Source organism: Halomonas chromatireducens, from assembly GCF_001545155.1.
Taxonomy (GTDB): Bacteria; Pseudomonadota; Gammaproteobacteria; order Pseudomonadales; family Halomonadaceae; genus Halomonas; species Halomonas chromatireducens.
Genome location: NZ_CP014226.1, coordinates 2741158 through 2764996, shown reverse-complemented (window position 1 = coordinate 2764996; position 23839 = coordinate 2741158). Strand labels below are relative to the sequence as shown.

24 protein-coding genes are annotated in these 23839 nt (G+C 63.4%); 13 read left to right on the top strand and 11 right to left on the bottom strand.

Annotated elements, in window-relative coordinates; translation table 11 throughout:
- Nucleotides 1-78 precede the first annotated feature (78 nt).
- Genes LOKO_RS12795 through LOKO_RS12780 form a run of 4 tightly spaced genes read left to right on the top strand, consistent with a single transcriptional unit; the run spans nucleotide 79 to nucleotide 3731 of the window.
- Complete coding sequence (locus tag LOKO_RS12795; protein ID WP_066449878.1) at nucleotides 79-1200, top strand: beta-ketoacyl-ACP synthase III; 1122 nt, start codon at nucleotides 79-81, stop codon at nucleotides 1198-1200.
- 39 nt (nucleotides 1201-1239) lie between these two features.
- Nucleotides 1240-2019, top strand: coding sequence for an MlaA family lipoprotein (locus LOKO_RS12790; RefSeq protein WP_066449875.1), 780 nt, complete (start codon nucleotides 1240-1242; stop codon nucleotides 2017-2019).
- Nucleotides 2020-2029: 10 nt separating this feature from the next.
- A complete protein-coding gene (locus LOKO_RS12785) occupies nucleotides 2030-3232 on the top strand; it encodes a PP2C family protein-serine/threonine phosphatase (RefSeq protein ID WP_066449872.1) in 1203 nt (400 codons plus the stop codon).
- The gene (locus LOKO_RS12780; protein ID WP_066449869.1) at nucleotides 3222-3731 is read left to right on the top strand and encodes an STAS domain-containing protein; all 510 of its coding nucleotides are present in this window, start codon (nucleotides 3222-3224) and stop codon (nucleotides 3729-3731) included. Before LOKO_RS12785 ends, LOKO_RS12780 begins: the two co-directional genes overlap by 11 nt.
- A gap of 108 nt (nucleotides 3732-3839) precedes the next feature.
- Here LOKO_RS12780 and tal read toward each other — a convergent pair whose 3' ends face one another.
- Entirely contained in the window at nucleotides 3840-4781 is a 942-nt protein-coding gene (tal, locus tag LOKO_RS12775; RefSeq protein ID WP_066449866.1) for a transaldolase, read from the bottom strand.
- Between the two features lie 143 nt (nucleotides 4782-4924).
- Here tal and LOKO_RS12770 point away from each other — a divergent pair, with 143 nt between their 5' ends.
- The 3 genes from LOKO_RS12770 (at nucleotide 4925) to LOKO_RS12760 (ending at nucleotide 7293) form a co-directional block, all read left to right on the top strand.
- On the top strand, nucleotides 4925-6109 hold the full coding sequence (locus LOKO_RS12770) for a Bcr/CflA family multidrug efflux MFS transporter (protein ID WP_066449864.1): 1185 nt from the start codon (nucleotides 4925-4927) through the stop codon (nucleotides 6107-6109).
- Complete coding sequence (locus tag LOKO_RS12765) at nucleotides 6102-6836, top strand: sulfite exporter TauE/SafE family protein (RefSeq protein WP_083517578.1); 735 nt, start codon at nucleotides 6102-6104, stop codon at nucleotides 6834-6836. The genes LOKO_RS12770 and LOKO_RS12765 overlap by 8 nt, the downstream gene beginning before the upstream one ends.
- A 106-nt stretch (nucleotides 6837-6942) precedes the next feature.
- A complete protein-coding gene (locus LOKO_RS12760) occupies nucleotides 6943-7293 on the top strand; it encodes a metalloregulator ArsR/SmtB family transcription factor (RefSeq protein WP_083517731.1) in 351 nt (116 codons plus the stop codon).
- Between the two features lie 19 nt (nucleotides 7294-7312).
- Here the strand turns inward: LOKO_RS12760 and LOKO_RS12755 are convergent, their stop codons facing one another.
- The 6 genes from LOKO_RS12755 to LOKO_RS12730 form a co-directional block, all read right to left on the bottom strand.
- The gene (locus tag LOKO_RS12755; protein WP_083517577.1) at nucleotides 7313-7801 is read right to left on the bottom strand and encodes an FKBP-type peptidyl-prolyl cis-trans isomerase; all 489 of its coding nucleotides are present in this window, start codon (nucleotides 7799-7801) and stop codon (nucleotides 7313-7315) included.
- The gene (locus tag LOKO_RS12750; RefSeq protein WP_066449860.1) at nucleotides 7798-8748 is read right to left on the bottom strand and encodes a molecular chaperone TorD family protein; all 951 of its coding nucleotides are present in this window, start codon (nucleotides 8746-8748) and stop codon (nucleotides 7798-7800) included. Before LOKO_RS12750 ends, LOKO_RS12755 begins: the two co-directional genes overlap by 4 nt.
- Nucleotides 8749-8818: 70 nt before the next feature.
- A complete protein-coding gene (nrfD, locus tag LOKO_RS12745) occupies nucleotides 8819-10042 on the bottom strand; it encodes an NrfD/PsrC family molybdoenzyme membrane anchor subunit (protein ID WP_201025323.1) in 1224 nt (407 codons plus the stop codon).
- Nucleotides 10039-10800, bottom strand: coding sequence for a 4Fe-4S dicluster domain-containing protein (locus tag LOKO_RS12740; RefSeq protein ID WP_201025322.1), 762 nt, complete (start codon nucleotides 10798-10800; stop codon nucleotides 10039-10041). The genes nrfD and LOKO_RS12740 overlap by 4 nt, the downstream gene beginning before the upstream one ends.
- A 34-nt stretch (nucleotides 10801-10834) precedes the next feature.
- On the bottom strand, nucleotides 10835-13315 hold the full coding sequence (locus LOKO_RS12735) for a molybdopterin-dependent oxidoreductase (protein ID WP_066449856.1): 2481 nt from the start codon (nucleotides 13313-13315) through the stop codon (nucleotides 10835-10837).
- 83 nt (nucleotides 13316-13398) lie between these two features.
- Nucleotides 13399-14445, bottom strand: coding sequence for an ATP-binding protein (locus LOKO_RS12730; protein ID WP_144439664.1), 1047 nt, complete (start codon nucleotides 14443-14445; stop codon nucleotides 13399-13401).
- Between the two features lie 170 nt (nucleotides 14446-14615).
- Here LOKO_RS12730 and LOKO_RS12725 point away from each other — a divergent pair, with 170 nt between their 5' ends.
- Nucleotides 14616-15056, top strand: coding sequence for a hypothetical protein (locus LOKO_RS12725; protein WP_066449851.1), 441 nt, complete (start codon nucleotides 14616-14618; stop codon nucleotides 15054-15056).
- A gap of 76 nt (nucleotides 15057-15132) precedes the next feature.
- On the opposite strand, the gene LOKO_RS12720 is transcribed toward LOKO_RS12725, so the two are convergent.
- Together LOKO_RS12720 and arsB are read right to left on the bottom strand one after the other, a co-directional pair.
- The gene (locus LOKO_RS12720) at nucleotides 15133-15426 is read right to left on the bottom strand and encodes a CC/Se motif family (seleno)protein (RefSeq protein ID WP_066449850.1); all 294 of its coding nucleotides are present in this window, start codon (nucleotides 15424-15426) and stop codon (nucleotides 15133-15135) included.
- 3 nt (nucleotides 15427-15429) lie between these two features.
- A complete protein-coding gene (gene arsB / locus LOKO_RS12715; RefSeq protein ID WP_066449849.1) occupies nucleotides 15430-16515 on the bottom strand; it encodes an ACR3 family arsenite efflux transporter in 1086 nt (361 codons plus the stop codon).
- Nucleotides 16516-16681: 166 nt separating this feature from the next.
- Here arsB and LOKO_RS12710 point away from each other — a divergent pair, with 166 nt between their 5' ends.
- Together LOKO_RS12710 and LOKO_RS12705 are read left to right on the top strand one after the other, a co-directional pair.
- Nucleotides 16682-17299, top strand: a complete 618-nt coding sequence (locus LOKO_RS12710) for an ABC transporter ATP-binding protein (protein ID WP_066449848.1) — start codon at nucleotides 16682-16684, stop codon at nucleotides 17297-17299.
- The gene (locus LOKO_RS12705) at nucleotides 17290-18090 is read left to right on the top strand and encodes an ABC transporter permease (RefSeq protein WP_066449845.1); all 801 of its coding nucleotides are present in this window, start codon (nucleotides 17290-17292) and stop codon (nucleotides 18088-18090) included. The genes LOKO_RS12710 and LOKO_RS12705 overlap by 10 nt, the downstream gene beginning before the upstream one ends.
- A 13-nt stretch (nucleotides 18091-18103) precedes the next feature.
- On the opposite strand, the gene LOKO_RS12700 is transcribed toward LOKO_RS12705, so the two are convergent.
- Together LOKO_RS12700 and LOKO_RS12695 are read right to left on the bottom strand one after the other, a co-directional pair.
- Nucleotides 18104-18874 (bottom strand): alpha/beta fold hydrolase, encoded by a 771-nt coding sequence (locus tag LOKO_RS12700; protein ID WP_066449842.1) that lies wholly within the window; start codon nucleotides 18872-18874, stop codon nucleotides 18104-18106.
- 94 nt (nucleotides 18875-18968) lie between these two features.
- Nucleotides 18969-20156, bottom strand: coding sequence for an acetyl-CoA C-acyltransferase (locus LOKO_RS12695; protein ID WP_066449839.1), 1188 nt, complete (start codon nucleotides 20154-20156; stop codon nucleotides 18969-18971).
- A gap of 293 nt (nucleotides 20157-20449) precedes the next feature.
- On the opposite strand from LOKO_RS12695, the gene LOKO_RS20265 reads away from it, so the two are divergent.
- From LOKO_RS20265 to LOKO_RS12680, 3 genes are read left to right on the top strand one after another with little or no spacing between them, the layout of a single operon-like run.
- Complete coding sequence (locus tag LOKO_RS20265; protein WP_158509946.1) at nucleotides 20450-20650, top strand: hypothetical protein; 201 nt, start codon at nucleotides 20450-20452, stop codon at nucleotides 20648-20650.
- A complete protein-coding gene (locus tag LOKO_RS12685; protein WP_066449835.1) occupies nucleotides 20647-20931 on the top strand; it encodes an NADH-quinone oxidoreductase subunit K in 285 nt (94 codons plus the stop codon). Before LOKO_RS20265 ends, LOKO_RS12685 begins: the two co-directional genes overlap by 4 nt.
- The gene (locus LOKO_RS12680; RefSeq protein ID WP_066449834.1) at nucleotides 20931-23831 is read left to right on the top strand and encodes a complex I subunit 5 family protein; all 2901 of its coding nucleotides are present in this window, start codon (nucleotides 20931-20933) and stop codon (nucleotides 23829-23831) included. The genes LOKO_RS12685 and LOKO_RS12680 overlap by 1 nt, the downstream gene beginning before the upstream one ends.
- Nucleotides 23832-23839 lie beyond the last annotated feature (8 nt).

The following is a 23839-nucleotide window of genomic DNA, read 5'->3' as shown; positions in this document are numbered from 1 at the left end:
CCCAGGACAATGGGGCATCGGCGAGGCCGGTGTCCGTCACAGAACAGGCGGCCAGGTGGTCGCATGAGGGAGAACACCATGACAGACGTCGTGATCACCGGCACGGGTCTATTCACGCCGGAGCACGCCATCGACAATGACGCCCTGGTGGCGTCTTTCAATCGCTGGGTCGATGCAGAAAACGGCCGCAATGCAGCTGCCATCAAGGCTGGCGATCAAGTGCCATTGGCGCACTCCAGTAGCGAGTTCATCGTCAAGGCCTCCGGTATACATAGCCGCTACGTGATGGATGCCGAGGGCATTCTCGATATCGAGCGCATGCGTCCGCACCTGCCTGAGCGCGCCAACGACGAGCCATCGATCCAGTGTGAGATGGGGCTGGCCGCTGCTCGCCAGGCCCTGACAGCCGCCGGTGTTGAAGCCAGCGACATAGGGCTGGTCATCGTCGCCTGCTCCAACCTGGAGCGCCCCTACCCGGCGGTGGCGGTGGAGCTGCAGGCGGCACTGGGCGCCACCGGCTGCGCCTTCGACATGAACGTGGCCTGCTCGTCGGCCACCTTCGCCATCGACATGGCCAGCAATGCGATTCGCTCCGGAAACGTGAAGCGGGCGCTGGTGGTCAGCCCCGAAATCTGTTCGGCGCATCTCAACTTCCGTGACCGGGACAGCCATTTCATCTTCGGCGATGCCTGTACCGCCGTGGTGCTCGAGGACGCGGAGCTGGCAACCGCAGAGGTACGCTTCGAGATCCTCGGCACACGCCTGGTGACACGCTTCTCGAATGCTATCCGCAACAATGCCGGTTTTCTCAATCGGGTCACCGACGCGGATCCGCGTGCGGTCGACAAGCTGTTCGTGCAGGAGGGACGCCGCGTATTCAAGGAGGTTTGTCCCATGGTGGCGGCCCTGATCGGCGACCACCTGGCCAGCCTCGAGCTCTCCGGCAGCGATCTTTCACGGCTGTGGCTGCATCAGGCCAACCGCCACATGAACGACCTGATTGCGCGCCGTGTGCTAGGGCACGATCCCGATGCCAGCCAGGCGCCTATCATCCTTGATCGCTATGCCAATACCAGTTCGGCAGGCTCCATCATCGCCTTCCATCTGCATCATGCCGACCTGGCGCCGGGGGCACTGGGGGTAGTCTGCTCCTTTGGAGCCGGGTACAGTGCCGGCTGCGTGGTGGTGCGTCGCCAATGATGCTGACACCCCGGTTATCCATGAAAGGAGTCTCTCGCGATGGGCAATAAACGGACCGGTTCCGTCACAGGGCTCTTGGTCGCCTTGATGACAATGGTCATGCTGGCCGGCTGTGCCAGCAACATACCGGTCGAGGATCGCCATCCGGATGACCCCTGGGAGGGCTTCAATCGCCAGGTGTTCGCCTTCAACGACGCGCTGGATCGTGCGGTTCTCAAACCGGTTTCACGTGGTTACCGTACCGTCACACCCCAGCCGGTACAGACAGGGGTGGGCAATTTCTTTTCCAACCTCGGTGAGATCCGTACGGCGCTGAACAGCCTGCTCCAGGGCAAGCCCGGCAATGCCGGCATCGCCACCTCGCGCTTCCTGATCAATACCACCGTCGGTATCGGCGGCCTCTGGGACTTTGCGACTCATATGGACATCACCGGACGCGATGAGGATTTCGGCCAGACGCTGGGAGTCTGGGGTGTCGGCGAAGGCCCCTACCTGGTACTGCCTCTCCTGGGGCCGAGTACCGTGCGTGACACTGCCGGGCTGCCGCTTGACACCTATACTTATCCTCTCACTTATGTAGAAGATGACAAGGTGCGCTACGGACTGACCGCGTTGCGGGTAGTGGACATACGTGCAGGCCTTCTCGATCAGGAAGAGTTGATACGTGGTGACCGCTACGTCTTTATTCGCGATGCCTACCTGCAGCGACGGCGTTTCGAAGTCAGCGACGGGGAGCTGGGCGACGACCCCTTTGCCAGCGATGACTTCGACTTCGATTTTGACGATGCGGACTTCGACGACTCTGATTTCGCCGATTGAGGCCTGATCCATGGATGCACCCAAGCCGTTGATTGGCGTACTCGATGAGCCCGGGGAATATCGTGATGCCCTGGCCGACACCATTGCTCGCGATGGCTTGGCGGTGCTTGCCGCTCAGCGGCTTGAGGACCTTCCTGCCGAGACGTCGCTGGTCGTCGCTCATGCGCGAGCAGTGCCGAGCCTTGCCTGGGCAAGCCTCACCGAGCGTCTGCCCACGGTGGTGGTCAGCGATTCTCGTCTCGATGCTGATCTGCTGACGGCAGTGGACGTTGGACTGGTGGACTATGTCGTCGAGCCCATGCGACATGGGCAGCTGCTGCGGCGGATGATCCGCAAGGCCATCGAGTTGCGTCGGCTCGAGGATGAGAGGAATCTCGATCGCGAGCGCCTGGCCCAGTTGAACCAGCATCTGGAAGAGCTCAATGAGAGCCTTGAGACTCATCTGGCCCTGTTGCGCCTGGACCAGCAGGCCGGGGGCCAGATCCAGCGCAAGCTACTGCCTCCCCATCCCCAGACGCTGGGGGGCATCACCTGCGATTACTGGCTGATGCCGTCGCTCTACCTGTCGGGCGATTTCCTCGACTTCCAGCGCTTTGATAATCGTTTCACGCTGTTCTATTTCGCCGATGTCTCGGGACATGGTGCCTCCTCTGCATTCGTCACCGTTCTGCTAAAGTACCTGTGTAATCGCTGGTTGAATGAGTGGGACGGCAAACAGCCGGACCGCCTGCCTTCAGACTGGCTGGCGGCGCTCAACCGGGAGCTGCTGGATACCGGAATCGGCAAGCATGCGACCCTGTTCGTTGGCGTGATCGACCATGTCGACCATTGCCTCTACTACTCGCTGGGGGCGCAGCTCCCAAAGCCGCTGCTGGTAGCTGAAGGCATTGCCGTCGAGTTGCCCGGCGAGGGCATGCCGGTTGGTTTGTTTCCTAATGTGGATTATCCACGTTTGAGCTATAGGTTACCGGCTGACTTCACGTTATGGTTGTGCTCAGATGGGATTCTGGAATGCCTGCCGGGCGAGACGCTCGACATGAGGCTCAGGGAGCTGGAGCAACGTATCGTAACTTGTACTACGTTGGAACGACTTCGAGACAGTTTGGCCCTGCACGCTTCCGGTGATATCGATACCGAGGAGGATCTCAGTGGCGAAGAGCTGCCCGATGACCTGACGATCATGATGTTGAGCGGATTTGGCGATGATCATTAATGAGGGCCGCGTAAAGGCAGCGTTCGATTCCGGTGTCTTCGTACTCAAGCTTTGCGGTGACGTGCGGCTCACGCTGTGCGCCACGCTGGACACCCAGGCTCAGCAGCTGGCGGAGACGCCTGGCCTTGAGACGCTGATTATCGATCTGCGTGAGGCAACCAATGTGGATTCCACCGCCCTGGGGTTCCTGGCCAAGGTGGCCATGGCGGTCAAGGACCGCATTCTGTACAAACCCACCATCGTGGTTCACAACCCCGATGTGCAACGCATGCTTGAGGTCATGGGCTTTTCGCAGTTCTTCACCATGATGGAGACGCCCATCACCGAGTCCTGCGCCCTGTGCGAACTCCCCGAAGTACCGGCCGATCTGGAGGAAACCCGGCAGCGCATCATCGAGGCGCACCGTATCCTCATGCGTATGAACGAGCATAATCGAGAGGAATTTCAGCCGCTCGTCGAGATGCTGGAAGCTCAGGAAGACGCTTCAAAACAGCCTTGAACGCAGCTTCTGTTACCATCAGCCGAGCCGAGGCATTCCGTCCGCCAAGGCGCCCATGCCCTGGCGGCGTGCGTTCAGGCTCTCGCTCCTCTCCTGACAACCTTCTTTTCAGCTCTGTTTTCGCAATTCTGCCAGCAGCGCTTCCAGCTTACGCTGGTCGTCGGTGAACTTGCGGATCCCCTCTGCCAGCTTCTCGGTTGCCATGGCATCCTCATTGAGAGACCAGCGAAACTCAGCTTCATCCTGGGGTTCCGGGGCCGAGGTTTCGGCATCGATAGGCACCAGGCGGCGCTCGAGGTGACCCTGGGTCTCCGCCAGTTCGCCAAGCAGGGCAGGAGAGATGGTCAGCCGGTCGCAGCCCGCCAGCGCCTGGATCTCGCCCATGTTGCGAAAACTCGCCCCCATGACGATGGTACGGTACCCGTGCCCCTTGTAGTGCTCGTAGATTCGCCTGACCGATTTGACACCGGGGTCGTTGTCCCCGCTGAAGTCGCCATCCGGCCATTCGGCCTTGTGCCAGTCCAGGATGCGTCCGACGAAAGGTGAGACCAGCGTGACGCCGGCATCGGCACAGGCAAGTGCCTGGGTGAAGCTGAAGAGCAGGGTCAGGTTGGTGCGGATACCTTCCCGTTCCAGCTGACGGGCAGCGCGAATGCCTTCCCAGGTGGCTGCGACCTTGATCAGTATGCGTTCGGGAGGAATGCCGTGGCGGTCATAGCGCTCGATCAGGGAGCGCGCACGCGCCAATGTCGCGTCGGTATCGAAGGAGAGCCTGGCGCTGACTTCGGTCGAGACATAGCCGGGCACCAGCGCACTGATCTCACTGCCGATTTCTACCGCCACGGCGTCCAGGGCGTCGTCGATATCGGTGCTGTGGCAGGCAATCTCCGCCAGGCGAGCGCGCCGGTTTTCCTGCTGTGCCGCCTGAAGAATGAGTGACGGATTGGTCGTGGCATCCTGAGGGGTGAAGCGTCTGATCGTGTCGATATCGCCGGTATCGGCAACCACGGTACTCATCTGTTTGAGTTGTGAAAGCAGGTCCTCTGCCATTTTTTCAAGCTCCTGGGGTTGAGTATCCGCTCACTTTAGCAAGCGACCTGCAGTGGTAACAGGGGATGCACGACAGTCGAGCTGACTTGGTCTATCATTAGCAGCCTAGCAAAATGCCGGACATCAACCGACAGGGAGCTGTCTTGAATCTCAATCCTCGACGCGTGGCACTGCTGGTGGCAGCCAATACGGCACTGGCACCGTTCGCCATCGACGCCTATCTGCCCGCGATGTCGGCGCTCGCCGACAGTATCGGGGCCAGCATTCATCATACAGAGCTGTCGATCAGCGTTTTCCTCGCCGGCTTTGCCATCGGTCAACTGCTCTTCGGGCCGCTTTCCGACAGGGTGGGGCGCAAGCCTGTCCTGCTGGGCGGGCTAGTACTATTCCTGCTGGCCAGCCTGGCGATTACCACCATCAGCACGCTGCCCGAGCTGCTTGCCTGGCGTTTCGTCCAGGCGCTGGGAGGCGGTGCCTGCGTGGTCAATTCGGCCGCGATCGTTCGCGACTGCTTCAGTGGTCGCGAGGCGGCGAGCGTGATGTCCACCATGGTCATGATCATGATGGTGGCGCCGCTGGTGGCGCCGGTGGTGGGGAGTGGGTTGCTCTATCTCGCCGACTGGTGGCTGATCTTCGTCTTCCTGGCGGTCTATGCGGCTTTCCTGCTGTGGCTGATGAGTACCCGGCTACCCGAGACCCGGGATCCTGGCCAGCCCGTCGCGTCGTTTCGCCAGGTGCTGGCCAACTATGCGAGTGTCCTGCGCCACCGCGAGGCCATGGGCTACATCTGTGCCGTGGCTGCTTCATTCGGCGGCTTGTTCGCCTTCATCACGGCATCGCCCTATATCTACCTGGAATATTTCGGCCTGTCGCCGGCCATGTACCCGGTGGTGTTCGGGGCGAATGTGCTGGTGATCGCGCTCTCCAATCGGGTGAACATTCATTTGCTGGTTCGTCACTCACCGCAACAGAACCTGCATTTCGGGCTCAGTATTCAACTGGTCGCTGCCATGGCGCTGGCGCTGGCGGCGGCACTGGGCCTTGCAACGCTTCCTGTTGTCGTCCTGCTGGTCATGGTCTATGCCGGCATGATCGGCCTGATCACTCCCAACGCCATGTCCGCACTACTCGATCACTTTGGCCATATGAGCGCCACGGCAACCGCCATGATGGGCGGGATCAAGTTCGGTTCTGCCGCACTTGCCGGCGTCATGGTCGGTATCTTCGAGATCGAGAGCCTGTGGCCCATGGTATTGACCATGCTGCTGGCATCGCTGATCGGCAACCTGGGGTTGCGTCGCCTTGCAGGCAAGCCGGCCCATGCCTGAGGCGCTGGCGTCGTGGCTGGATCTGGACCCCATGGTCTGGCTGGGCAGTGCGCTGGTGCTGATGTTGGGGGCCTTCGTTCAACGTGCCACCGGTTTCGGTCTGGCAGTGATAGGGGCGCCGCTGCTATTGATGCTTGAGCCACGCCTGGTACCGGTCATCCTGGTGCTGTTCGGATTCATGGTCTCGCTCATGATGGTTCGACAGTACTGGCATGAGGTCCGGGTCGGCGAGATTGGCATGGCCTTGGTGGGGCGGCTGCCCGGCAATGGCCTCGGGCTATGGCTGCTGCTCACTGCCCCCATGGTCGTGCTCGAGAAGCTGATTGCCGCCAGCGTGCTTTTCGCCGTGGCGGTGACTCTTTTCCGCTTGCGCTTGCCGGTCAATGGAGCAACCCTGTTTGGCGCCGGTGTGCTATCAGGCATCTTCGGCACCGTGGCTGCCATAGGTGGTCCCCCCATTGTGCTTCTGCTGCATGGGCTCTCACCGGATCGTCTGCGCGGCAACCTGGCGGCGTTCTTTATCATCACGTCACTGCTGACCTTGGCAACGTTGGCGCTCGCGGGTCAGGTGCAGCTGTGGCATCTGTGGTTGGCGTTGACATTTCTGCCGGCGGTACTCGCCGGCAATGCCCTGGCGGACCGAATCGCCCACCGCCTTGATCGCCGCCTGCTTCAGGGAGCATCGCTGTCGCTCTGCACCCTGGCCGCTCTTGGGCTGCTGCTTTGATCGCCCGGGGGCAGAACGGCATACACAGCAAGTGCCCGGTTGAACTGACGCCATGGTCAGGTTGCGGTAAACTGAGTAATAACTCAGAAACCTGGGAAGTACCTTGATCTCTCTGGAACCCAACAAACTGTTTAAATGCCTGGGCGACGAGACCCGCCTGACGCTGACGCTGCTGATCCGCCGTGAAGAGGAGCTCTGCGTCTGCGAAATGACCCACGCCCTGGAGGAATCCCAGCCCAAGATCTCACGGCACCTGGCTCAGTTGCGTACCTGCGGGCTATTGAGTGACAGGCGTGACGGTCAGTGGGTCTACTACAGCCTCTCCGACACGGTCCCCAGCTGGGTCAGTGAAGTGCTGCTGGCGGCCGAGAAGGGCCAGAATCAGCGACTTGTTGACCTGCAGGCGCGCCTGGCCGCCATGGGGAACCGGCCCGATCGTCGCTTGGCGATGTGCTGATCGGATTCACTCGCTGGTGCTACTCTACTTCCACCCAGTGGATCGGCTGGTATTCCAGCTTCCCCTGGGCTGGCCGCTTGCCAGGCCGGACCTCCAGGACCCGAAGCTCCCAAGTCGCCATCCTGCCCGCTAGCGGGTGGTTGCCGTCCAGCATGGCGCCGCGTTCGGTCAAGCCCACCACCTTCAGCGAGAATTTCCCCCGCTGCCCGCCCGGTGTCAGCGTCATGCCGACGCGTATATCCCTGTCCTGTGGCAGGTTCTCGCGTACCGCTTCGAAGACCAGTTCGGGGCGGTGAGGGCCATAGGCCTGAGCTGGCGTCAGCGTCACGCCGAGTGTGTCACCGGCCTGGCAGCCTTCCAGTGCGTCCTCGAGAGCCGGCAACATCTGGCCCGTACCATGTATGTAGCGTAGCGGCATTTCCGGTGTCGAGGCCGCCAGGCGCTCGCCATCCTCGTCGGTTACCACGTACTCGGTAGTGACCTCGCACAGGGGGGCGATTCGCGTCATGGGAGATTCCTCTCGGTTGCTGACTGCCACGCCTTCAGGCTTGCGCCGGGCGGCTTCAGTGAATGCGAGGCGGCATCGCGGCCCTGGCAGTGGGGGCAGATCGCCAGATGGTCGGTGCTGACGCAGGCTGCGGTAAGGCGTTGGCGCATCTCTGCCATTACCGGATCGCTCTTGAAAAACTCGCCACAGGAGCGGCAGGTCAGCGTTTCCCGCGGGGCCTCGCTTGCCTCAAAGGACTCCACTCCGGTCGTGACCTTTACCTGCCCGGGGGCGCGGGACTGCTGAAGTGCCAAGGAGGGCAGTGCAGCTTTTAGGCGCGCGAAGTCTTCGGTCAACTGGTCATGGGTCAATTCGACCAGCAGTCGCCAGGGCAGGGTGGTCTCGTACTTTGCCGCTTGTGTCACCTTGCGGCGAACCCCGGCCATGGCGGGCAGGGTGAAATCGTGCAGCATGGTCGCGGCGTCCGTCATCGCGGGGGAGGCGTCAGTCGCGGCCTCTCGTGCCTCCATCGCCTCGCTGTAGACCCAGGCGAGCCACTGCAGGTGGAGCGAAAGGTGGTCGGACAGGTCTCGGAACGCCGGGTCGCGCTCCAGGCCATGGCGGTGATAGAGGGCTTCCATGGAGGGAACGCTTCGGGACATCAGGCCACCGTCGAGATACGCGCCCAGATTGAGCGGCGCAGGCGCCGGTGGCGTAAGAAACAGACGGCTGTAGCCCAGCATTAGCTGCTGGGTATCGGTCAGTGCCGCCAGTGCCTGTGAGAGCGCCTCGAGGCGCTCGGTATTGAGCTTGGGTAGCGTCTCGGCCAGGTTGCGAAGGTCGTCGAGCAGTGGCCCGCGAAGCTCCGCCAGTGTCACCCCCGTGGTCGGGGCGAGGAAGGCTCGCGACAGGCAGAGGCTGAATTCAGCAGCCGGCAGCAGATCTGGGAAACGAGGATATTGTGTCATCTTGCTGACGGAGCGGCCTGCCGGCGGGCAGGCTGCACCTTCTCCTTCAGAATGCGACTGGTAGTGTGGTTCAGGCAGTATTCGCCTGGGCGCCGGCCGGAGCCTCGGCCATATGCCGAGGCATATCCCCCAGGTTGAGGAATTTCTCACCCAGCAGGTAGAGCACGAAGCACAGCGATATGCCGACGAAGGTCAGCGACCACTCTGTGGCGGAGGGCGTGTAGCTGATCAGGCCGGGCTGCCAGGTGCCGTGGAAGAGTGGAACCACCTGGCCGCCGACCACGAAGTAGAAACGCTCGGCGAAAAGCCCCAGGAACACCAGGCAGGCGACCAGCACCTGTACGCCTGCGCGGTTGCGCAGCGAGGCACTCAGCATCACCACGAAGGGCAGCACAAGGCCCAGCAGCAGGGAGGCGTTGTAGAGCGGCGAGGCGAACAGATAGCCGGTCCACACCAGGTTGATCTCCGGGTTGTTACTGTAGAGCCCGGTGATGGCGCGCACGGCGATGAACAGCAGGGTTCCGCCGATCAGTGCGGCGAACAGCTTGGGCAATGCCCCTGTGAGCAGCGCCTGTAGTGCGGGCGGCATGCGCTCACGCTGAAACCCGTGGGCCAGGTAGGTAAAGAAGACCAGTGCGGCCACGCCGCTGGTTACGCCGGTGAAGTAGAAGTAGATCGGCAGCAAGGCATCGAACCAGAACGGGCGCATGCTCATCATGCCGAAGATCAACGCCAGGTTGCCGCTTGCCAGCAGCACGCCGATGAAGGAGGCGATACCCACCTGCTTGGCGGTCTTGCTGTCCCATTCGCCGCCCTGCAGCTTGCTGAACTTCCACAGCAGGAACAGCAGGTCCAGGGCGTAAAACACGCCCATCCAGAACATTGCCGACTGCACCTGCAGGTTCAGCGGGATGGCCCACAGCATGCGGAACACGTTGCCAAGCTCAAGAGCCAGTACTGCCATCCCCGAGATCAGCACGATAAAGGCCAGGAAGATGCAGCGCTTGGCCACCGGGTAGTACTGCTTGAAGCCGAACACCAGCGGCAACGAAGCGATCAGGCCCAGTCCCGATGATGCCAGGGCGAAGTAGAGGTAAGTGGCAATGGGTTGACCCCAGGGAAGAGTCGAGCTGGTATTGAATGAGGTATGGCCGCTGGTCATGAGCTGGATAAGGGCGAAGGCCAGGCTGGCCAGCAGCACGACTCCCGCCGCTACCAGCAGCCCCCAGCCCAGAGGTCCCTGCAGGACGTTTGCTTGAGTCCTGGTTTGCATGTCTTTCATGGAGATGTTCATGCGTCATGCTCCCTGTCGGCAGGAGTAAAGGCGGGCACGCTGGCGCCGGCGCCAAGATAGTAGACCTGCGGCCTGTTGCCGGTGTGATCCTTCAGGCGTACGCCATGCCTGTCGCCGATCAGCAGATTGACCTGGCTTTCGGGGTTGTCCAGGTCGCCGAAGTAGCGCGCCTTGGGAGCGCAGGTGCGAACACAGGCCGGCACGTACTCCTTGACCTCGGGGTTGTCCTCATCAAGGTCGACCACGCCCTCGGGCGCATGCTTGACCTTGTGGTAGCAGAAGGTGCATTTCGACACCACGCCGGGGGGCTGAATGCCGATGCCTCGCTGCCAGTCTTCTTCCGGGTTCTGGTAGGGCGGGCTCCACAGCTGGCCGTTGTCGCTCGGGTAGGCCTCGCGAATGTCGGGTTCGATAAGTGGCTTCTCGTCGGCATAGAAGCGCACCCCATAGGGGCAGGCGATCATGCAGTACTTGCAGCCGATGCACTTGTTCCAGTCGACGAAGACAATCCCACCGGCATCCGGGTCCTTGTAGGTGGCCCGGGTCGGACAGACATGCACGCATGAAGGATTCTCACACTGCATGCAGGGCCGCGGCAGCCACTTCATCTGTGCGCTGGGATACTCGCCCTCATGGTAGAAAAGCACGTCCTGCCAGCTCTCCCCCGGCAGGGTGTTGTTTTCCATCGAGCAGGCCGTCGTACAGGCCTGGCAGCCCGTGCATTTGTCCAGGTCGATAACCATTCCCCACTTTGCCATGGTGATGACTCCTCAAGAATTCTTTGTCCGTAGATCAGGCGCGCTCGAGCCTGACCTTGCCGGTGTAGTAGCTGGCCAGGCCGGAAATCGGGTCGGACACATTGGCCGTGATCTCGCCGGAGTGCCCCGGACCGCGGCCCTTGGCCCAGCGTCCCTGAGCCCAGTGGCCGAACTCGAAGGGCAGTACCAGGGTGTCGGGGCGGTGGCCTGCCACGAAGCGGCACTCGGCCTCGATGCTGCCGAGATCGGAGGTGATCCTGACCCGGTCGCCGTTGCGGATACCACGCTCCTGGGCAGTGCGCGGATGCACCTCCAGGTAGACGGTGTCGCGGCCGCCGACGATGGGCTGGTGGATGGCGATGTTGTGGGGAACGTTGGCGCCGCGACCCTCGGCGTGCAGCGGGGTCTTGGGCGTCACGAAGTAGAGATCGCCGTCGCCGCCGCTGTGTTGCGGCTCGACCCACTGGATCAGGCCCACGCGCTCGCGGGGAATGCCCATTTCCGTTTCGATATAGGCGGCATGCTCTTCCAGGAAGCCGGACTTGAACTCGAACTTGCCGGAAGGGGTCTTGAACAGCTTGGCCTTGACCTCCTCAGGGCTCATTTGCAGGTCGTAGTCGAGACCGCCCCACTCATAGAAGCGTCCGCGATCCAGCCGCCAGTGATAGGGCTTCTTGTACCAGACGCCTTTCTCCTTCCAGCTCTCGAAGTCGTTCACGCCGTTGTCGCCGGGGTTGTCGGCGAAGCCGGCGGCGCGGTGACGCAGCACATTCTCGACGCTGTCCAGTGCCCGGTAGTACTCGCCTGCCGGGCCGTTGAGGCGCTTGCCGATCCCGATCAGGATGTCGCCGAAATGGCGAGTGTCGTAGATCGGCTCGACCGCCGGCACACGCAGGGCGGTCATCGGCCAGCCCTCGAAGGGGTAGGTAGGCGAGTCCTGCAGCCGCTCCAGATAGGTCGAGTCCGGCAGGATCAGATCTGCGTACATGGCGGTCTCGCCGGGGAACGGCGAGGTGTCGATGATGAACACATCCTTGAAGGCTTCTTCCCATACCTTGGGATCCGGAGCAGTCCAGATCGGGTTGGTGTAGAAGAACATGGCGGTGTCGAGCTTGTAGGGGTCGCCCGCCAGGTGGTTGGGGCCTGTCTCCTGCATCATGTGGCTGGTCATCGGCCAGCGCTCGGTGCCTGCCATGTCGATGCGCGGCTGATCCTTCCAGGCACCGTCGCGGGCATAGTCGTCGAGGTAGTCATCGGCGCTGACCGGTAGATCACCGTAAGGCACGCCCATCTGGTAGCCGAGCCCGCCCTTGGCGAACAGCGAGCCCACCAGGGCGTTGAGTGCGTGAATGGCCATGCCGTTGTAGGTGCCGTTGGTGTGGCCGGTGGGGCCGCGCTCGAACAGCGCCACGGCGGGGCGGGTTGAACCGAATTCGATGGCGGTCTGGCGGATATGCCGGGCGGGGATGCTGGTGATCGCCTCGGCCCACTCCGGGGTGCGGTCCTTCAGCTCCTGATTCCACCATTCGGTCAGGCCGTGAACCCAGTTCTCCTCGAAGGAATCCTCGGGAATCGACTCGCCGCTGACGAAGCGGCGTGAGGCCTGATAGAAGTCGCCGACGAACTCCTTGTCCCACAAGGCTTCGGTCAAAATCACATGGGCCACCGCCAGGGCGAAGGCGCCGTCGGTCCCTGGCTTGATGTAGAGCGCCCGGTCTGCAGCCGCCATGGTGGGGTTCATGCGCACATCGACGCAGGTGACGCGGGTCTTGGGGCTCTTGCTGCGCATATGGCCCCACATCTGCATCACGTTGTTGTAGGGGCGGAAGGCTTCGAGAAAACTCGCCCCCATGATCAGCAGGTAGTTGGTGTTGCGGTAGTCGTAGGAGTTGTAGGAGTCGTTGCCATCAGTGGCGCGCTTGGCGCGCTTGGAGCCCTCGGCACACATCGAGGCATGGCCGATAGCGGAATTGGGCGTGCCGTAGAGCTTGCCAAAGTCGCCGTACAGGCCGGCATCGGATGCCCCCCAGCCGCGACCGTAGAAGTGGGCGAAGCGATGGGACTCCCCCCGTTCGCGCAGCCCGTTGAGCCGTTCGGCGACCATGTCCAGGGCCTCGTCCCAGGAGATCGGTACGAAGCCGGGATCCTCGTCGCGCCCCTTCTCGGGATTGGTGCGCTTCATGGGCCCCTTGAAACGGTCCGGGTCATAGAGAAAGTAGCTGCCCAGGTGCCCCTTGGGGCAGAGCTTGCCGTTGGCGATGGGGTTGCCGGTGTCGCCGTAGATGGCATGCACGCGCCCGTCGGTGGTGTAGACGTCGATGCCACAGCGTGCCGGGCACTGGGCACAGATACTCTTGGTGACGACCGTCTCGCCACGTGGTGTCTGGGCACGAGCCTGTGGCGCCTGGGCAAGCCCGGTCAGCCCGGTTACGCCTACGGCGCCGGCCGTGGCGCCAACCACAGCCGACGATTGCAGGAAGCGGCGCCGGTCCAGCAAGGTTTGAAACAGTTTCATGGTGTCTCCCTCGGGGTCACGTCTTGTCGTTCACTTGTCGCTGTTATCGCTATCAATGGATGGCATCGGCCCTCGGTGGAGGGTTAACCAAAGAGGTCTTGGAAGCTCTCTTGCATCAGCGCTTTCTCTCGACGGCAGGCAGGACAGGTCTTGGCGGATGCATGGTTTTTTCGCGTGAAAGGACGCCCGCATTCGAAGCAGTTGGCTTGTTCGATCTGTCGCAGCGTCACCGGCACCGGTTGCCAAGCCTCGACAACTTGAAGTGCATCCTCCGGGCAGGCTGTCAGGCAGTGGCCGCAATCGAGGCAATCCATGGCGTTGAATATCAGCTCGCCGCTGGGTGTCTCTTGCAGGGCCGTGGTAGGGCAGACACGGGCGCAGACGCCGTGGCCCTGGCAGGCATCTTGATCCAGGGTCAGGCCAGGCAGTGGCGGACTAGCAAGGTCATCCAGCTGTGGGCCGACGGCCATGTAGCGCTGAAGACGGCGCGCCTTCGGGGCGCTGTCATCTGCGTCGATCATCGGAAGCTGCGGGGTTGCACGACCCACCAGCAGGGCACGACGGCTCACGGGATGAGAGGGGCTTTGGTAGTCGGCTGAAGCTGACGACGTAAAGACCCGGCACAAAAGGTCGGCTTGCTCGAACCACTTGTCGTGTCCAGGCAGCGGCGCCGCCAGGCAGCCTTTGCAGGCATCTGGCAGGTGCAGCTCCAGCTGAGCGGGCATTGCCCGCACCCTGAGCCATGCGATCTGATCCGGTCCAAGGGAGCGCAGACAATGGAGTTGCCTCAAGCCAGTCTCGTTGCTAGCGCGGTGGCAGCCCAGTCGTAGCGGCTCGCCCTCTGCCTGGACCGCCACCAGGGCGTCGATTTCGGCGCTGACCAGGGCCTCGGTGGGACAGGCCGGAACGCAGTGGGCGCAGCCGTGACAGGCGTCGCTCGCCAAGAGAGAAACACCGTCACCATTCTCATGAAAGGCTAGGGCTTCCGAAGGGCAGGCGTCGATGCAACTCGCACAGGCCAGTGGATGTGGCGGCGCCTGTAGACAGCGGAATTTCAGCCAGCCGATACCAGGAAGCGAGGGCCGAAGTGGTTTGGGCGTACTGTACGAGGGGCTGGGAGTCTGTGGCATAGTGGTCTGCCAAATGTCTTGTTATAGTTATATGCGTATCAGCATATGTATAGGCGGCAGCTTGGCAGAGGCTAGTATGTTTCGCCACGCCAATTAGCCCAAAGTGTTAGCCGGCAGAAGGGTAGAGTTGTCCTGGATCAAGTTTCTTTGAAGTATTACGGGAGAGGCAAATGGCGGTACTGGTGGAAGCCACGGCAGTAATCCTGCGAGCGGCGGCGGTTGAGGAACGGATAACTGATGGTTGGGACGCACTGCGGACTTGCCTGCCCGAAACGGCTGTCTGCTCCGACGATGAGCTGGTCAGCATCAGCCTGGTGGATCCGACCGAGGTCCGGCACCTGGTGGATCGATTGGTCGGGCTAGGGCTGCTCTTCGACTGGGAGGGGAGTTTCGAGGATATCGCCTTTGCCGACCAGAAGCGCGGACTGATCACCCCCTGCGACTGGCTCACCTTCGAGACGGCGAATATCGGTATCGGCGGCACGCCACCCAGCGTGGCGATCTGCCGGCTGGCTGGCAGCCAGTCTCACGAACTCAGGCTCCCCGAAGGGTGGCGCTATCAGGGTTCCTTGAGCGAAGCCTTCGGAGCGAAGGATGGGGCGGTCAGGTAAGCCCGCATCGTATTGCTTCATCGCATGGCTGTATTGGCTTGGCCTGCCGGGATGACAAAACAAGTAGGCGGTTCGTCTAGTCCCGCCGGCGTGCGATGGGCGAGCCGTCTACGAAGAGGTGCTTAAGCCCCAGCAATCCTTCAACCTCGACGATGAGACCCTGGTCGATCAGGGCTGGTTCGATGAATAGCTTTAGGCCATCGAGGTCCAGTTCTCGGTAGTGCGTTAAGTCACTGGGCGTGCGTGCTTCGGCCACGGCAATGTCTGCGCCGCCGCCACAGCAGCCATGGCGGGAAGAGAGGCGAACGCTCAGCACGCCCCCGTTGCGCTCAATCCATGCGCGGGCATTGTCGCTTATCTCGATGGCCACGGCTCAGCCCCTGGCCTCGCTGGCGGCAGGGAAGTGGTGACGTGTCTTGTTGGCGATGCGTACCAGCGCCAGCATCAGGGGCACTTCCACCAGCACCCCCACCACCGTGGCCAGCGCCGCGCCGGACTGCAGGCCGAACAGCGCGATGGCCGCAGCCACCGCTAGCTCGAAGAAGTTGCTGGCGCCGATCATGGCGCCGGGGGCGGCCACGTTGTGGGGTACCCTCCACGCCTTGGCCCAGCCATAGGCGATGAAGAAGATCAGCACGGTCTGGATGATCAGCGGGATGGCAATCAGCACGATATGCAGCGGATTGGCGATGATCACGTCGCCCTGAAAGGCGAACAGCAGCACCAGCGTGATGATCAGGCCGATCGGTGTGATTGGCCCCACCCGCTTCATGAAGACGTTGTCGTACCATTCGGCGCCCTTACGGGCGATCAGGGTGCGTCGGGTCAGGTAGCCGGCGGCCAGCGGGATCACGATATAGAGAAAGACCGAGAGCGCGACGGTATCCCAGGGCACCTGGATATTGGAGATGCCGAGCAGGAGTACCACGATGGGGGCGAAGGCGAACAGCATGATCAGGTCGTTGAGCGAGACCTGCACCAGGGTATAGGCGGCATCGCCACGGGTGAGGTAGCTCCAGACGAAGACCATGGCGGTGCAGGGTGCCGCCCCCAGCAGGATGGCGCCGGCCAGGTACTGTCGGGCCAGCTCCTCGGGAATGAACGGGCGGAACAGCACCATCAGGAAAAACCAGGCGATGGCAAACATGGTGAAGGGCTTGATCAGCCAGTTCACCGACGTGGTGATAATCAATCCTTTCGGTTGGCGGCGTACGCCCAGAACGGCGGCGAAGTCGATCTGTGCCATCATCGGAAAGATCATTGCCCATATGAGGATGGCTACCGGGATCGACACCTGGGCGACCTCGAAGCGCGACAGGGTCTCGGGAACGGCCGGGGCGAACTGGCCGAGCAGTACCCCGGCGACGATCGCCAGCGCCACCCAAATCGAGAGAAAGCGCTCGAAGAGGCCCATGCCTTCGCTGGTGGAGGGGGACTGCGAATCCTGAAGTGCGGTCATTCCTTGAGTCCTGATGTGGTCATGGCGGGGTTTTGGCCAGAGGCATGCTTGTTCGTCTAGGATATATGGAATTCCATATATGGGCAATTCATCTCCCTTCCAGTCAGCCGGTAGAAGGCTGGTATGATCAACAGGAAATTGCCAGTTCATCCGGCCAGGAGTGCATGTGCAGCCCACTTCGCTACGCCTCGAGAGGCTCACGGTAGGCGAGCTGGAAGCCGTCGACCTCAGCGTAAGCCCAGGTGACATTGTCTGCCTTTCCGGGGCCAGTGGATCCGGCAAGAGCCGCCTGCTGCGTGCCGTGGCCGATCTCGAGCCCCACGGGGGTGAGGTATGGCTGGCGGGTCAGGCCCAGTCGACGATACCGGCCCATCGCTGGCGGCGCCAGGTGATGCTGGTGCCGGCGGAAAGCCAGTGGTGGAGCGACCGGGTGGGCGAGCACTTTTCCGATGGGGTCGAGGATGGCGATCTCGAAGCGCTTGGCTTCGAGCGCGAGGTGATGTCATGGCAGGTCGGCCGGCTCTCCACAGGCGAAAAGCAGCGCCTGTCGCTGCTGCGGGCCGTGAGCCGAGAGCCCAGGGTGCTGTTGCTGGATGAGCCTACTGCCAACCTGGATGACGCGACCCGAGACCGGGTGGAACACTGGCTGGCGTCGCGGATTGAATCGCGTGGCTGGCCGACGCTGTGGGTGGCCCACGACAGGGGGCAGATCGTGCGGGTGGCAGATCGCCATCTGCGTATCGAGGGCAGTCGGCTGCTTGTGCAGGAGGCGGCATGGACGTGATCGAGCTCTCCTGGTGGCAGCTGGCCCTTGCGGCCTCGATGGTCGTCGTGCTGGCCGGCTGCACGGCCGTGATGCGGCTGGGCATGAGTCGCAGCCTGCTCATCGCCGCCTTGCGTACTGTCGTTCAACTGGCGCTGATCGGCCTGGTGCTGGAGGCGCTGTTCGCCGCCGAACGCTTGGTCTGGGTGAGCCTGATGGCAGTGGCCATGCTGCTGATCGCCGGGCGCGAGGTGATGGCGCGGCAGAAACGCCGCTTGAAGGGCGGCTGGGCCTTCGGTATTGGTACCCTGTCGATGTTCCTGTCGTCGTTCACCGTTACCGTGTTGACGCTGACGGTGATCATCGGCCCGGACCCCTGGTACCGGCCGCAGTATGCTATTCCACTGCTGGGCATGATGCTCGGCAACACCATGACCGGGGTTGCCCTGGCACTGGACCGTCTCACCGATACCGCCTGGCAGCAGCGGGCGGTGATCGAGAACCGGCTGATGCTGGGCCAGCCCTGGCAGGAAGCCATCGGTGACATTCGTCGCGAGGCGATGCGCAGCGGCCTGATGCCCATGATCAACGCCATGGCCGCCGCCGGGGTGGTCAGCCTGCCAGGGATGATGACCGGCCAGATACTGGCCGGTACCTCACCGGCCCTGGCGGTCAAGTATCAGATTCTGGTGATGTTTACCATTACCCTGGGCACCGGCTTCGGCACCCTGGCGGCGGTGGCGGCGGGCAGTCGCCGGCTGTTCGACTCCCGCGAGCGGCTGCGGCTGGACCGATTGGCGGTGCCTGGCTAGCATCCCGTCCTGCTCAACCCTGGAAGTCGATGATGGCGGCGATCAGTCGCTCCGGGCATTCGCGGTGCGGCACGTGCCCGCAGCCGGTTAGCAGGTATGGCTCGGAGGGGCCCGGCGTCAGGGCGGCGATGCGCGCCGGTTGCTCCCGTGAGCCGTACTCGTCGAGTTCGCCGTGGATAGCCAGCGTAGGGCAGCGCACCTGAGCGAGGGCGTTGTCCAGCCGCCATTCGCGGAAGGCCTCCGAGTGCCAGTTGTCGACCCAGCTGCGCAGCACCCACTCAGCCTTGTTACCGTGGTACTTCGCCAGCCGTGACAGGCCATTAGGCTGAAGAAAGACTTGCTCCGCCGTGCGAATGCCGGCCAAGGTGCCCGGCTCGGTGAAGGCCTGGGCCGCTACCGTGATCAGTACCTCACAGCTGTCGGCGTGCCGGGCGGCAGCGTGGGCAGCCATGCTGCCGCCCACGCTATGGCCGAGCAGCGCGAATCGCTCGAGTTCCAGCTGCTCGCGAACGGCGGCAAAGGCGCCCCCCGCCTCGTCGGCGATGAAGCTGGTCGGCTGCGGTCCGGGGTAGGGCGCCGAGCGCCCGTAGCCGAGGCGGTCGTAGGCGATTATCTCGCGCCCCGTCGACTTGGCCAGTCGTGCCGGGAAGTCCCGCCATAGTGCGATACAACCCAGAGAATCGTGCAGCAGCACGATTGGCGGAGCTTCATCGGCGCGTTCGTATCCCCAGCGACTGGCGAAGAGCCGGCCGTGGGGGGTGTCAATCCAGAATTCCTTTGCCACTGTTGTCTCCTGTCAGCCGAGACCCGTTCAGCCGAGACAAACGGGAGCCAGCGTCGGCTGACGCTGGCTCCCATGCGGTGATGTGGCCGGTTGGTCAGTCGATCAGTTCGACCGCCACCGCGGTGGCCTCGCCGCCGCCGATGCAGAGACTGGCGATGCCTCGCTTGCCGCCCTTGGTGCGCAGGGCGTGGATCAGGGTGGCAATGATCCGAGAGCCGGTGGAGCCGATGGGGTGACCCTGGGCGCAGGCACCGCCGAAGACGTTGACCTTGTCGTGGGGAATGTCGAGCCCGTCCATGGCCAGCAGGGTGACCACGGCGAAGGCTTCGTTGATCTCGAACAGGTCGACGTCGGCCACGCTCCAGTTCAGCTTCTTCATCAGTTTGTCGATGGCGCCAACCGGAGCGATGGTGAACTCGCTGGGGTGCTGTGAGTGGGTGCTGTGCCCCAGCATGCGGGCCAGCGGCTTGACGCCATGCCTGTCTGCCGCTGCCTGGCTGGCCAGTATCAGCGCCGAGGCGCCGTCGGAGATGGAGCTGGAGTTGGCTGCGGTGATGGTCCCGTCCTTGGCGAAGGCCGGACGCAGCTCGCGGATCTTGTCGAGCTTGGCCTGGAACGGCTGCTCGTCATGGTTTACCACGGTCTCGCCCTTGCGGCTGGTGACGGTGACCGGGGCCATCTCGGCGTCCAGATGGCCGGCGTTGGTGGCTTCCATGGCTCGCTCGAGTGAGGCGATGGCGAAGTCGTCCAGCCGCTCGCGGCTGTAGTCCCGCGAACTGGCGACGTCCTGGGCGAAGACCCCCATCAGCTTGCCGGTCTCGGCATCCTCGAGGCCGTCGAGGAACATGTGGTCCTTGAGCTCGCCATGGCCGAGTCGATACCCCGTCCGGGCCTTGGTTAGCACGTGGGGGGCGTTGGACATGGACTCCATGCCGCCGGCCAGCAGGATCTCGCCGCTGCCGGCGCGGATCAGGTCGTGAGCCAGCATGGCCGCCTTCATGCCCGAGCCACAAAGCTTGTTGATGGTGGTGGCGCCGATGCCATCGGGAATCCCGGCCTGGCGCATGGCCTGGCGGGCGGGGCCCTGCTTGACGCCGCCCGGCAGCACACAGCCCATGATCCCTTCGTCGATTGCTGATGCCTCGATACCGGCACGTTCGATGGCGGCACGAATGGCGGTGGCGGCGAGTTCGGGAGCCGTCATGCTGGAAAGGCTGCCCAGCATCCCGCCCATGGGGGTACGGGCGGCGGAAAGGAAGACGATATCGGTGGGGCTGCTCATGGTGTGTTCTCCCGGAGAGTGGTGAATGTTGTCAGTATAGGGATTCGATACGAGCGCCGGGCTTTCAGGTGGATTGACCTGTCGGCGGGGCTGTGTTTTTCTCAAGATCAACCAAGCAAGCGCTAGTGTAAACCCGATCGCCCTTCGCCGCGGCGGTCACCTCGTCATCGGCATCCCTGGCGATCATCATCCCCCCCTCCATCCCGATGATCCTGTATGCCGTCATGGGTGCCGGCGGCGTCCTGCTGCTGCTTACCGATGCCGCTCCCTGGATCTACCTGAGAAGACATCGAATGCTTCTTCATCTACTACTGAGTTCCGGCATGGCCCTGTTCCTCGCCGTCGCCCTCGGTGGGATGCTGATGACCGGTGTCTTCTTTGCCATTCCCTTGCACCTGGCCCCGATGCTGATCATGGCCGTCGAAGTGGCTACGGGGCTTTCCATCGCCCTCATGCTGATGGCCTTCTACCTCTTGGGGGAGCCGGGACAATGAGCCAGTTCTACGCCGTACTGGCGGCCCTGTTATGTGGCATGGCATTGATCGGGCTGTTCCAGACCGAGGACCTGCTGCGCCGCATCCTCGCGCTCAACGTGCTGGCCAGCGCCGTTTTCCTGCTGCTGGTCACGGTTGCCCGCAGCGCAGAAGGCATCGACCCTGTGCCTCACGTGATGGTGCTGACCGGTATCGTCGTAGCCGTCAGCACGACCGCGGCGGCCCTGGCCCTCGTCATTCGTGCCGATGAGGCGCGTCGCAGGCGAGGGGAGGAGTCGTAATGTCGGCGCCTGCCTTATGGGCCCTGCCGCTCACTGTTGCCGTGCCTCTCTGTCTGGCCATTGCGGCCTTTCTCGAATGCCTGTCACCCCGGCGCCAGGTACTGCTGGGCGTGCCCGCCATCGTGGCAGGGCTCTCCATCGCCTCAGTCCCGCTAATGGAGCATAGCGTCCTGATGCTTGCCCTGGGGGATTGGCCAGCACCGCTGGGCATCGTCTGGCAACTGGACGCGCCCGGTGCGCTGATGCTGGGCATGACCGCCATCGTCGCCGGTGCAGGGAGCGTTGCCCTGCTGGCCGACGACGAGACGGCCCAAGACAGGCACCTGTGGCCGCTCTGGTGGCTGCTGTGGGGCGGGCTCAATGCCCTGCTGCTGTCCCGTGACCTGTTCAACCTCTATATCACTCTTGAGCTGGTGACACTGGCCGGGGTGGGGCTGGTCGCCCGCTCGCCGCAGGATCCCGAAGGTGCGGCGGCTCTACGCTACCTGCTGGCTTCCCTGCTCGCCTCCCTGCTCTTCCTGCTTGGTGTCGCCCTGTTGTATGGCCAGACCGGCAGGCTCGATCTCGAGCTGCTGGGCGAAACGCTGACCGATAATGCCACCTCCCGCCTGGCCGCCATCGCCCTGAGCCTCGGCCTCATGATCAAGGCGGCCATGGTTCCACTGCATACCTGGCTGCCCTCGGCCCATGCGCGCGCCCAGGCCCCGGTCAGTGCCATGCTTTCCGCCGTGGTGGTGGCCGCCACCCTGTTCGTCCTTTGGCGGCTATGGCTTTCACCGCTCGCCATTCTGCAGACAGCCTTGCGCGATTGGCTTGCACTCGTCGGCGCAGCAGCGCTGGTCTGGGGGGGCATTCAGTCCGTCCTGCAGTCACGTCTCAAGCTGCTGATCGCCTGGTCGACACTCTCCCAGAGCGGCTATGCCATGCTGCTGCTCGGGCTGGCCGGCACCGCAAGCTGGCCCGGCTCAGGCAGCGGGGGAAGTACGGCCACCGAAGGCGCCCTGCAGATACTGCTGGCACACGGCCTGGCCAAGGCAGCCATGTTCATCGCCGCCGGTGCCATCGTGGCAACCTACGGCCATGATCGCCTCAGCCGCCTCGGCGGCAGCGCTGCCCGACTTCCGCTGGCCTGGCTGGCCATTTCCCTGGCCGGATTGAGCCTGCTGGGGGCTCCGCCCACGGGCGGCTTCGTCGGAAAATGGTGGCTGTTGAGCGCCGCCTTCGCGGAGGGAAGCGGGCTGATTGCAGCGGTCGTTCTGCTGGGTACGCTGATCACCGCTGCCAGCCTCTGGCGGCTGCTCGACCTGGCGCTCTGTCCCGCGCCGACGGCGATTCAGCGGCCCCTGACCCATCCCGATGCCCGGCTGACGGGTCGCCTGGCCATGCTGGCGCTGGGCCTGGCGTTGCTGGCCTGGCTCCAGGGCCTGGTCACATTGGGGCTCTCTAACCAGGCAGCGGGGCTCGGCATGAAACTGGACTCGCTCGGCTTGATCTTCATGCTGCCAGCCCTGGCGATCTGGCCAATCGCACTGGGCGCCACCCACGCCTGGCGTCACGCCTTTCCCGCCTCGAGACGGCTCTTCTCGATCATGCTCGTCGCAGCAGTAGCGCATCTGCTGACGCTGGTTGCCGGCGACCTGCTGACCTTTTATATCGGTACCGCCATGCTCAGCCTGCTGGGCTGGGCCATGGTGCAACATGACGGCGACCGACCGGCGCGACTCGCCGGTATCGGCTACCTGGCCATGATGCTGCTGGCCGAGATCGCCATGCTGGCGGGGCTGGCACTGGTCGCCCTCACGACCACCGACCTGAGTTTCTCTGCGCTGGCCGTTGCAGAGCTGCCGGCCCTGGCCATCGCTTTCCTGGCCCTGGGGCTCGGGCTCAAGGCCGGCGTGCTCGGCCTGCACGCCTGGCTTCCCCTGGCCCACCCGGTGGCGCCCCCCATGGCCAGTGCGATCCTCTCAGGGCTGATGATCAAGGTCGGCGTGCTGGGTGCGCTACGCCTGCTGCCGGAGGCCGAAGCCACCGCCGACTGGGGAGTGCCACTGGTTACCCTTGGCATCTTTGCCAGCCTCTACGCCGCCCTGCGAGGCGTTCTTCACGACCACAACAAGGTGGTACTCGCCTGGTCCAGCGTCAGCCAGATAGGCCTGATCACCGCCCTGCTTGGTCTGGTAATACTCGCCGAAGCGCCCACCGCCATGACCGCACTACTGCTGGTGGTGACGGTACACTCCCTGGCCAAGGGGGCGCTGTTCCTGGGCGCCGGCATGGCCAACCGAACCCAGGGCCGGGTTCGCCAGCGAGTCGTGGCGGCGATGCTGCTGCCTGCGCTGGCCCTGTCCGGAGTGCCGCCACTGGGCGGGGTACTGGTCAAGGCCAGCGTGGAGACGGCAATGGGCGACAGCGGCCTGCCCACCTGGCCGATCATTCTGAGCGGTGTCGCCACCGCCCTGCTGATGCTGCGTTTCTTCTGGCTGCTGCTGATGAGGCCGGAGCCCAGCCACCATCTCCTGGTGATACCCCGCTGGCTCTGGTGGGCCTGGCTGGCGCTGGGACTACTGGCTGCCCTGGCCCCCTGGGGCTGGCAGTGGGTCGTCCCGGTAACAACCAACATGGAAAAAACGCTGATCGCGGGCCTGCTCTCGCCCCTGATTGCCATCGCCCTGGCAGGCATGACCCTGCCGGCCCGCCGGCTGCATCGCACCCTGGCCCGCCGGCTCGAGAGCTGGGGAGCCTACCGACAAGAACAGGGATGGCGTCGTGCTCGGCAGCTGCGCATCCTCGCCTGGCAGTTCCGGCGCGCCGAGGCCTGGCTGATGCCTTGGCCCGCCTTCGGTATCGCGCTTGGATTGATGACACTGGGGATGGGGCTGGCCAGCCTGCTGCCAAGCTGAGACGCTTT

Coding starts and splice junctions, on each gene's coding strand:
- LOKO_RS12795 (WP_066449878.1), top strand. CDS start 79: ATGACAGACGTCGTGATCACCGGCACGGGTCTATTCACGCCGGAGCAC.
- LOKO_RS12790 (WP_066449875.1), top strand. CDS start 1,240: ATGGGCAATAAACGGACCGGTTCCGTCACAGGGCTCTTGGTCGCCTTG.
- LOKO_RS12785 (WP_066449872.1), top strand. CDS start 2,030: ATGGATGCACCCAAGCCGTTGATTGGCGTACTCGATGAGCCCGGGGAA.
- LOKO_RS12780 (WP_066449869.1), top strand. CDS start 3,222: ATGATCATTAATGAGGGCCGCGTAAAGGCAGCGTTCGATTCCGGTGTC.
- tal (WP_066449866.1), bottom strand. CDS start 4,781: ATGGCAGAGGACCTGCTTTCACAACTCAAACAGATGAGTACCGTGGTT.
- LOKO_RS12765 (WP_083517578.1), top strand. CDS start 6,102: ATGCCTGAGGCGCTGGCGTCGTGGCTGGATCTGGACCCCATGGTCTGG.
- LOKO_RS12755 (WP_083517577.1), bottom strand. CDS start 7,801: ATGACGCGAATCGCCCCCCTGTGCGAGGTCACTACCGAGTACGTGGTA.
- LOKO_RS12750 (WP_066449860.1), bottom strand. CDS start 8,748: ATGACACAATATCCTCGTTTCCCAGATCTGCTGCCGGCTGCTGAATTC.
- nrfD (WP_201025323.1), bottom strand. CDS start 10,042: ATGAACATCTCCATGAAAGACATGCAAACCAGGACTCAAGCAAACGTC.
- LOKO_RS12740 (WP_201025322.1), bottom strand. CDS start 10,800: ATGGCAAAGTGGGGAATGGTTATCGACCTGGACAAATGCACGGGCTGC.
- LOKO_RS12735 (WP_066449856.1), bottom strand. CDS start 13,315: ATGAAACTGTTTCAAACCTTGCTGGACCGGCGCCGCTTCCTGCAATCG.
- LOKO_RS12730 (WP_144439664.1), bottom strand. CDS start 14,445: ATGCCACAGACTCCCAGCCCCTCGTACAGTACGCCCAAACCACTTCGG.
- LOKO_RS12725 (WP_066449851.1), top strand. CDS start 14,616: ATGGCGGTACTGGTGGAAGCCACGGCAGTAATCCTGCGAGCGGCGGCG.
- arsB (WP_066449849.1), bottom strand. CDS start 16,515: ATGACCGCACTTCAGGATTCGCAGTCCCCCTCCACCAGCGAAGGCATG.
- LOKO_RS12705 (WP_066449845.1), top strand. CDS start 17,290: ATGGACGTGATCGAGCTCTCCTGGTGGCAGCTGGCCCTTGCGGCCTCG.
- LOKO_RS12695 (WP_066449839.1), bottom strand. CDS start 20,156: ATGAGCAGCCCCACCGATATCGTCTTCCTTTCCGCCGCCCGTACCCCC.
- LOKO_RS20265 (WP_158509946.1), top strand. CDS start 20,450: ATGCTTCTTCATCTACTACTGAGTTCCGGCATGGCCCTGTTCCTCGCC.
- LOKO_RS12685 (WP_066449835.1), top strand. CDS start 20,647: ATGAGCCAGTTCTACGCCGTACTGGCGGCCCTGTTATGTGGCATGGCA.
- LOKO_RS12680 (WP_066449834.1), top strand. CDS start 20,931: ATGTCGGCGCCTGCCTTATGGGCCCTGCCGCTCACTGTTGCCGTGCCT.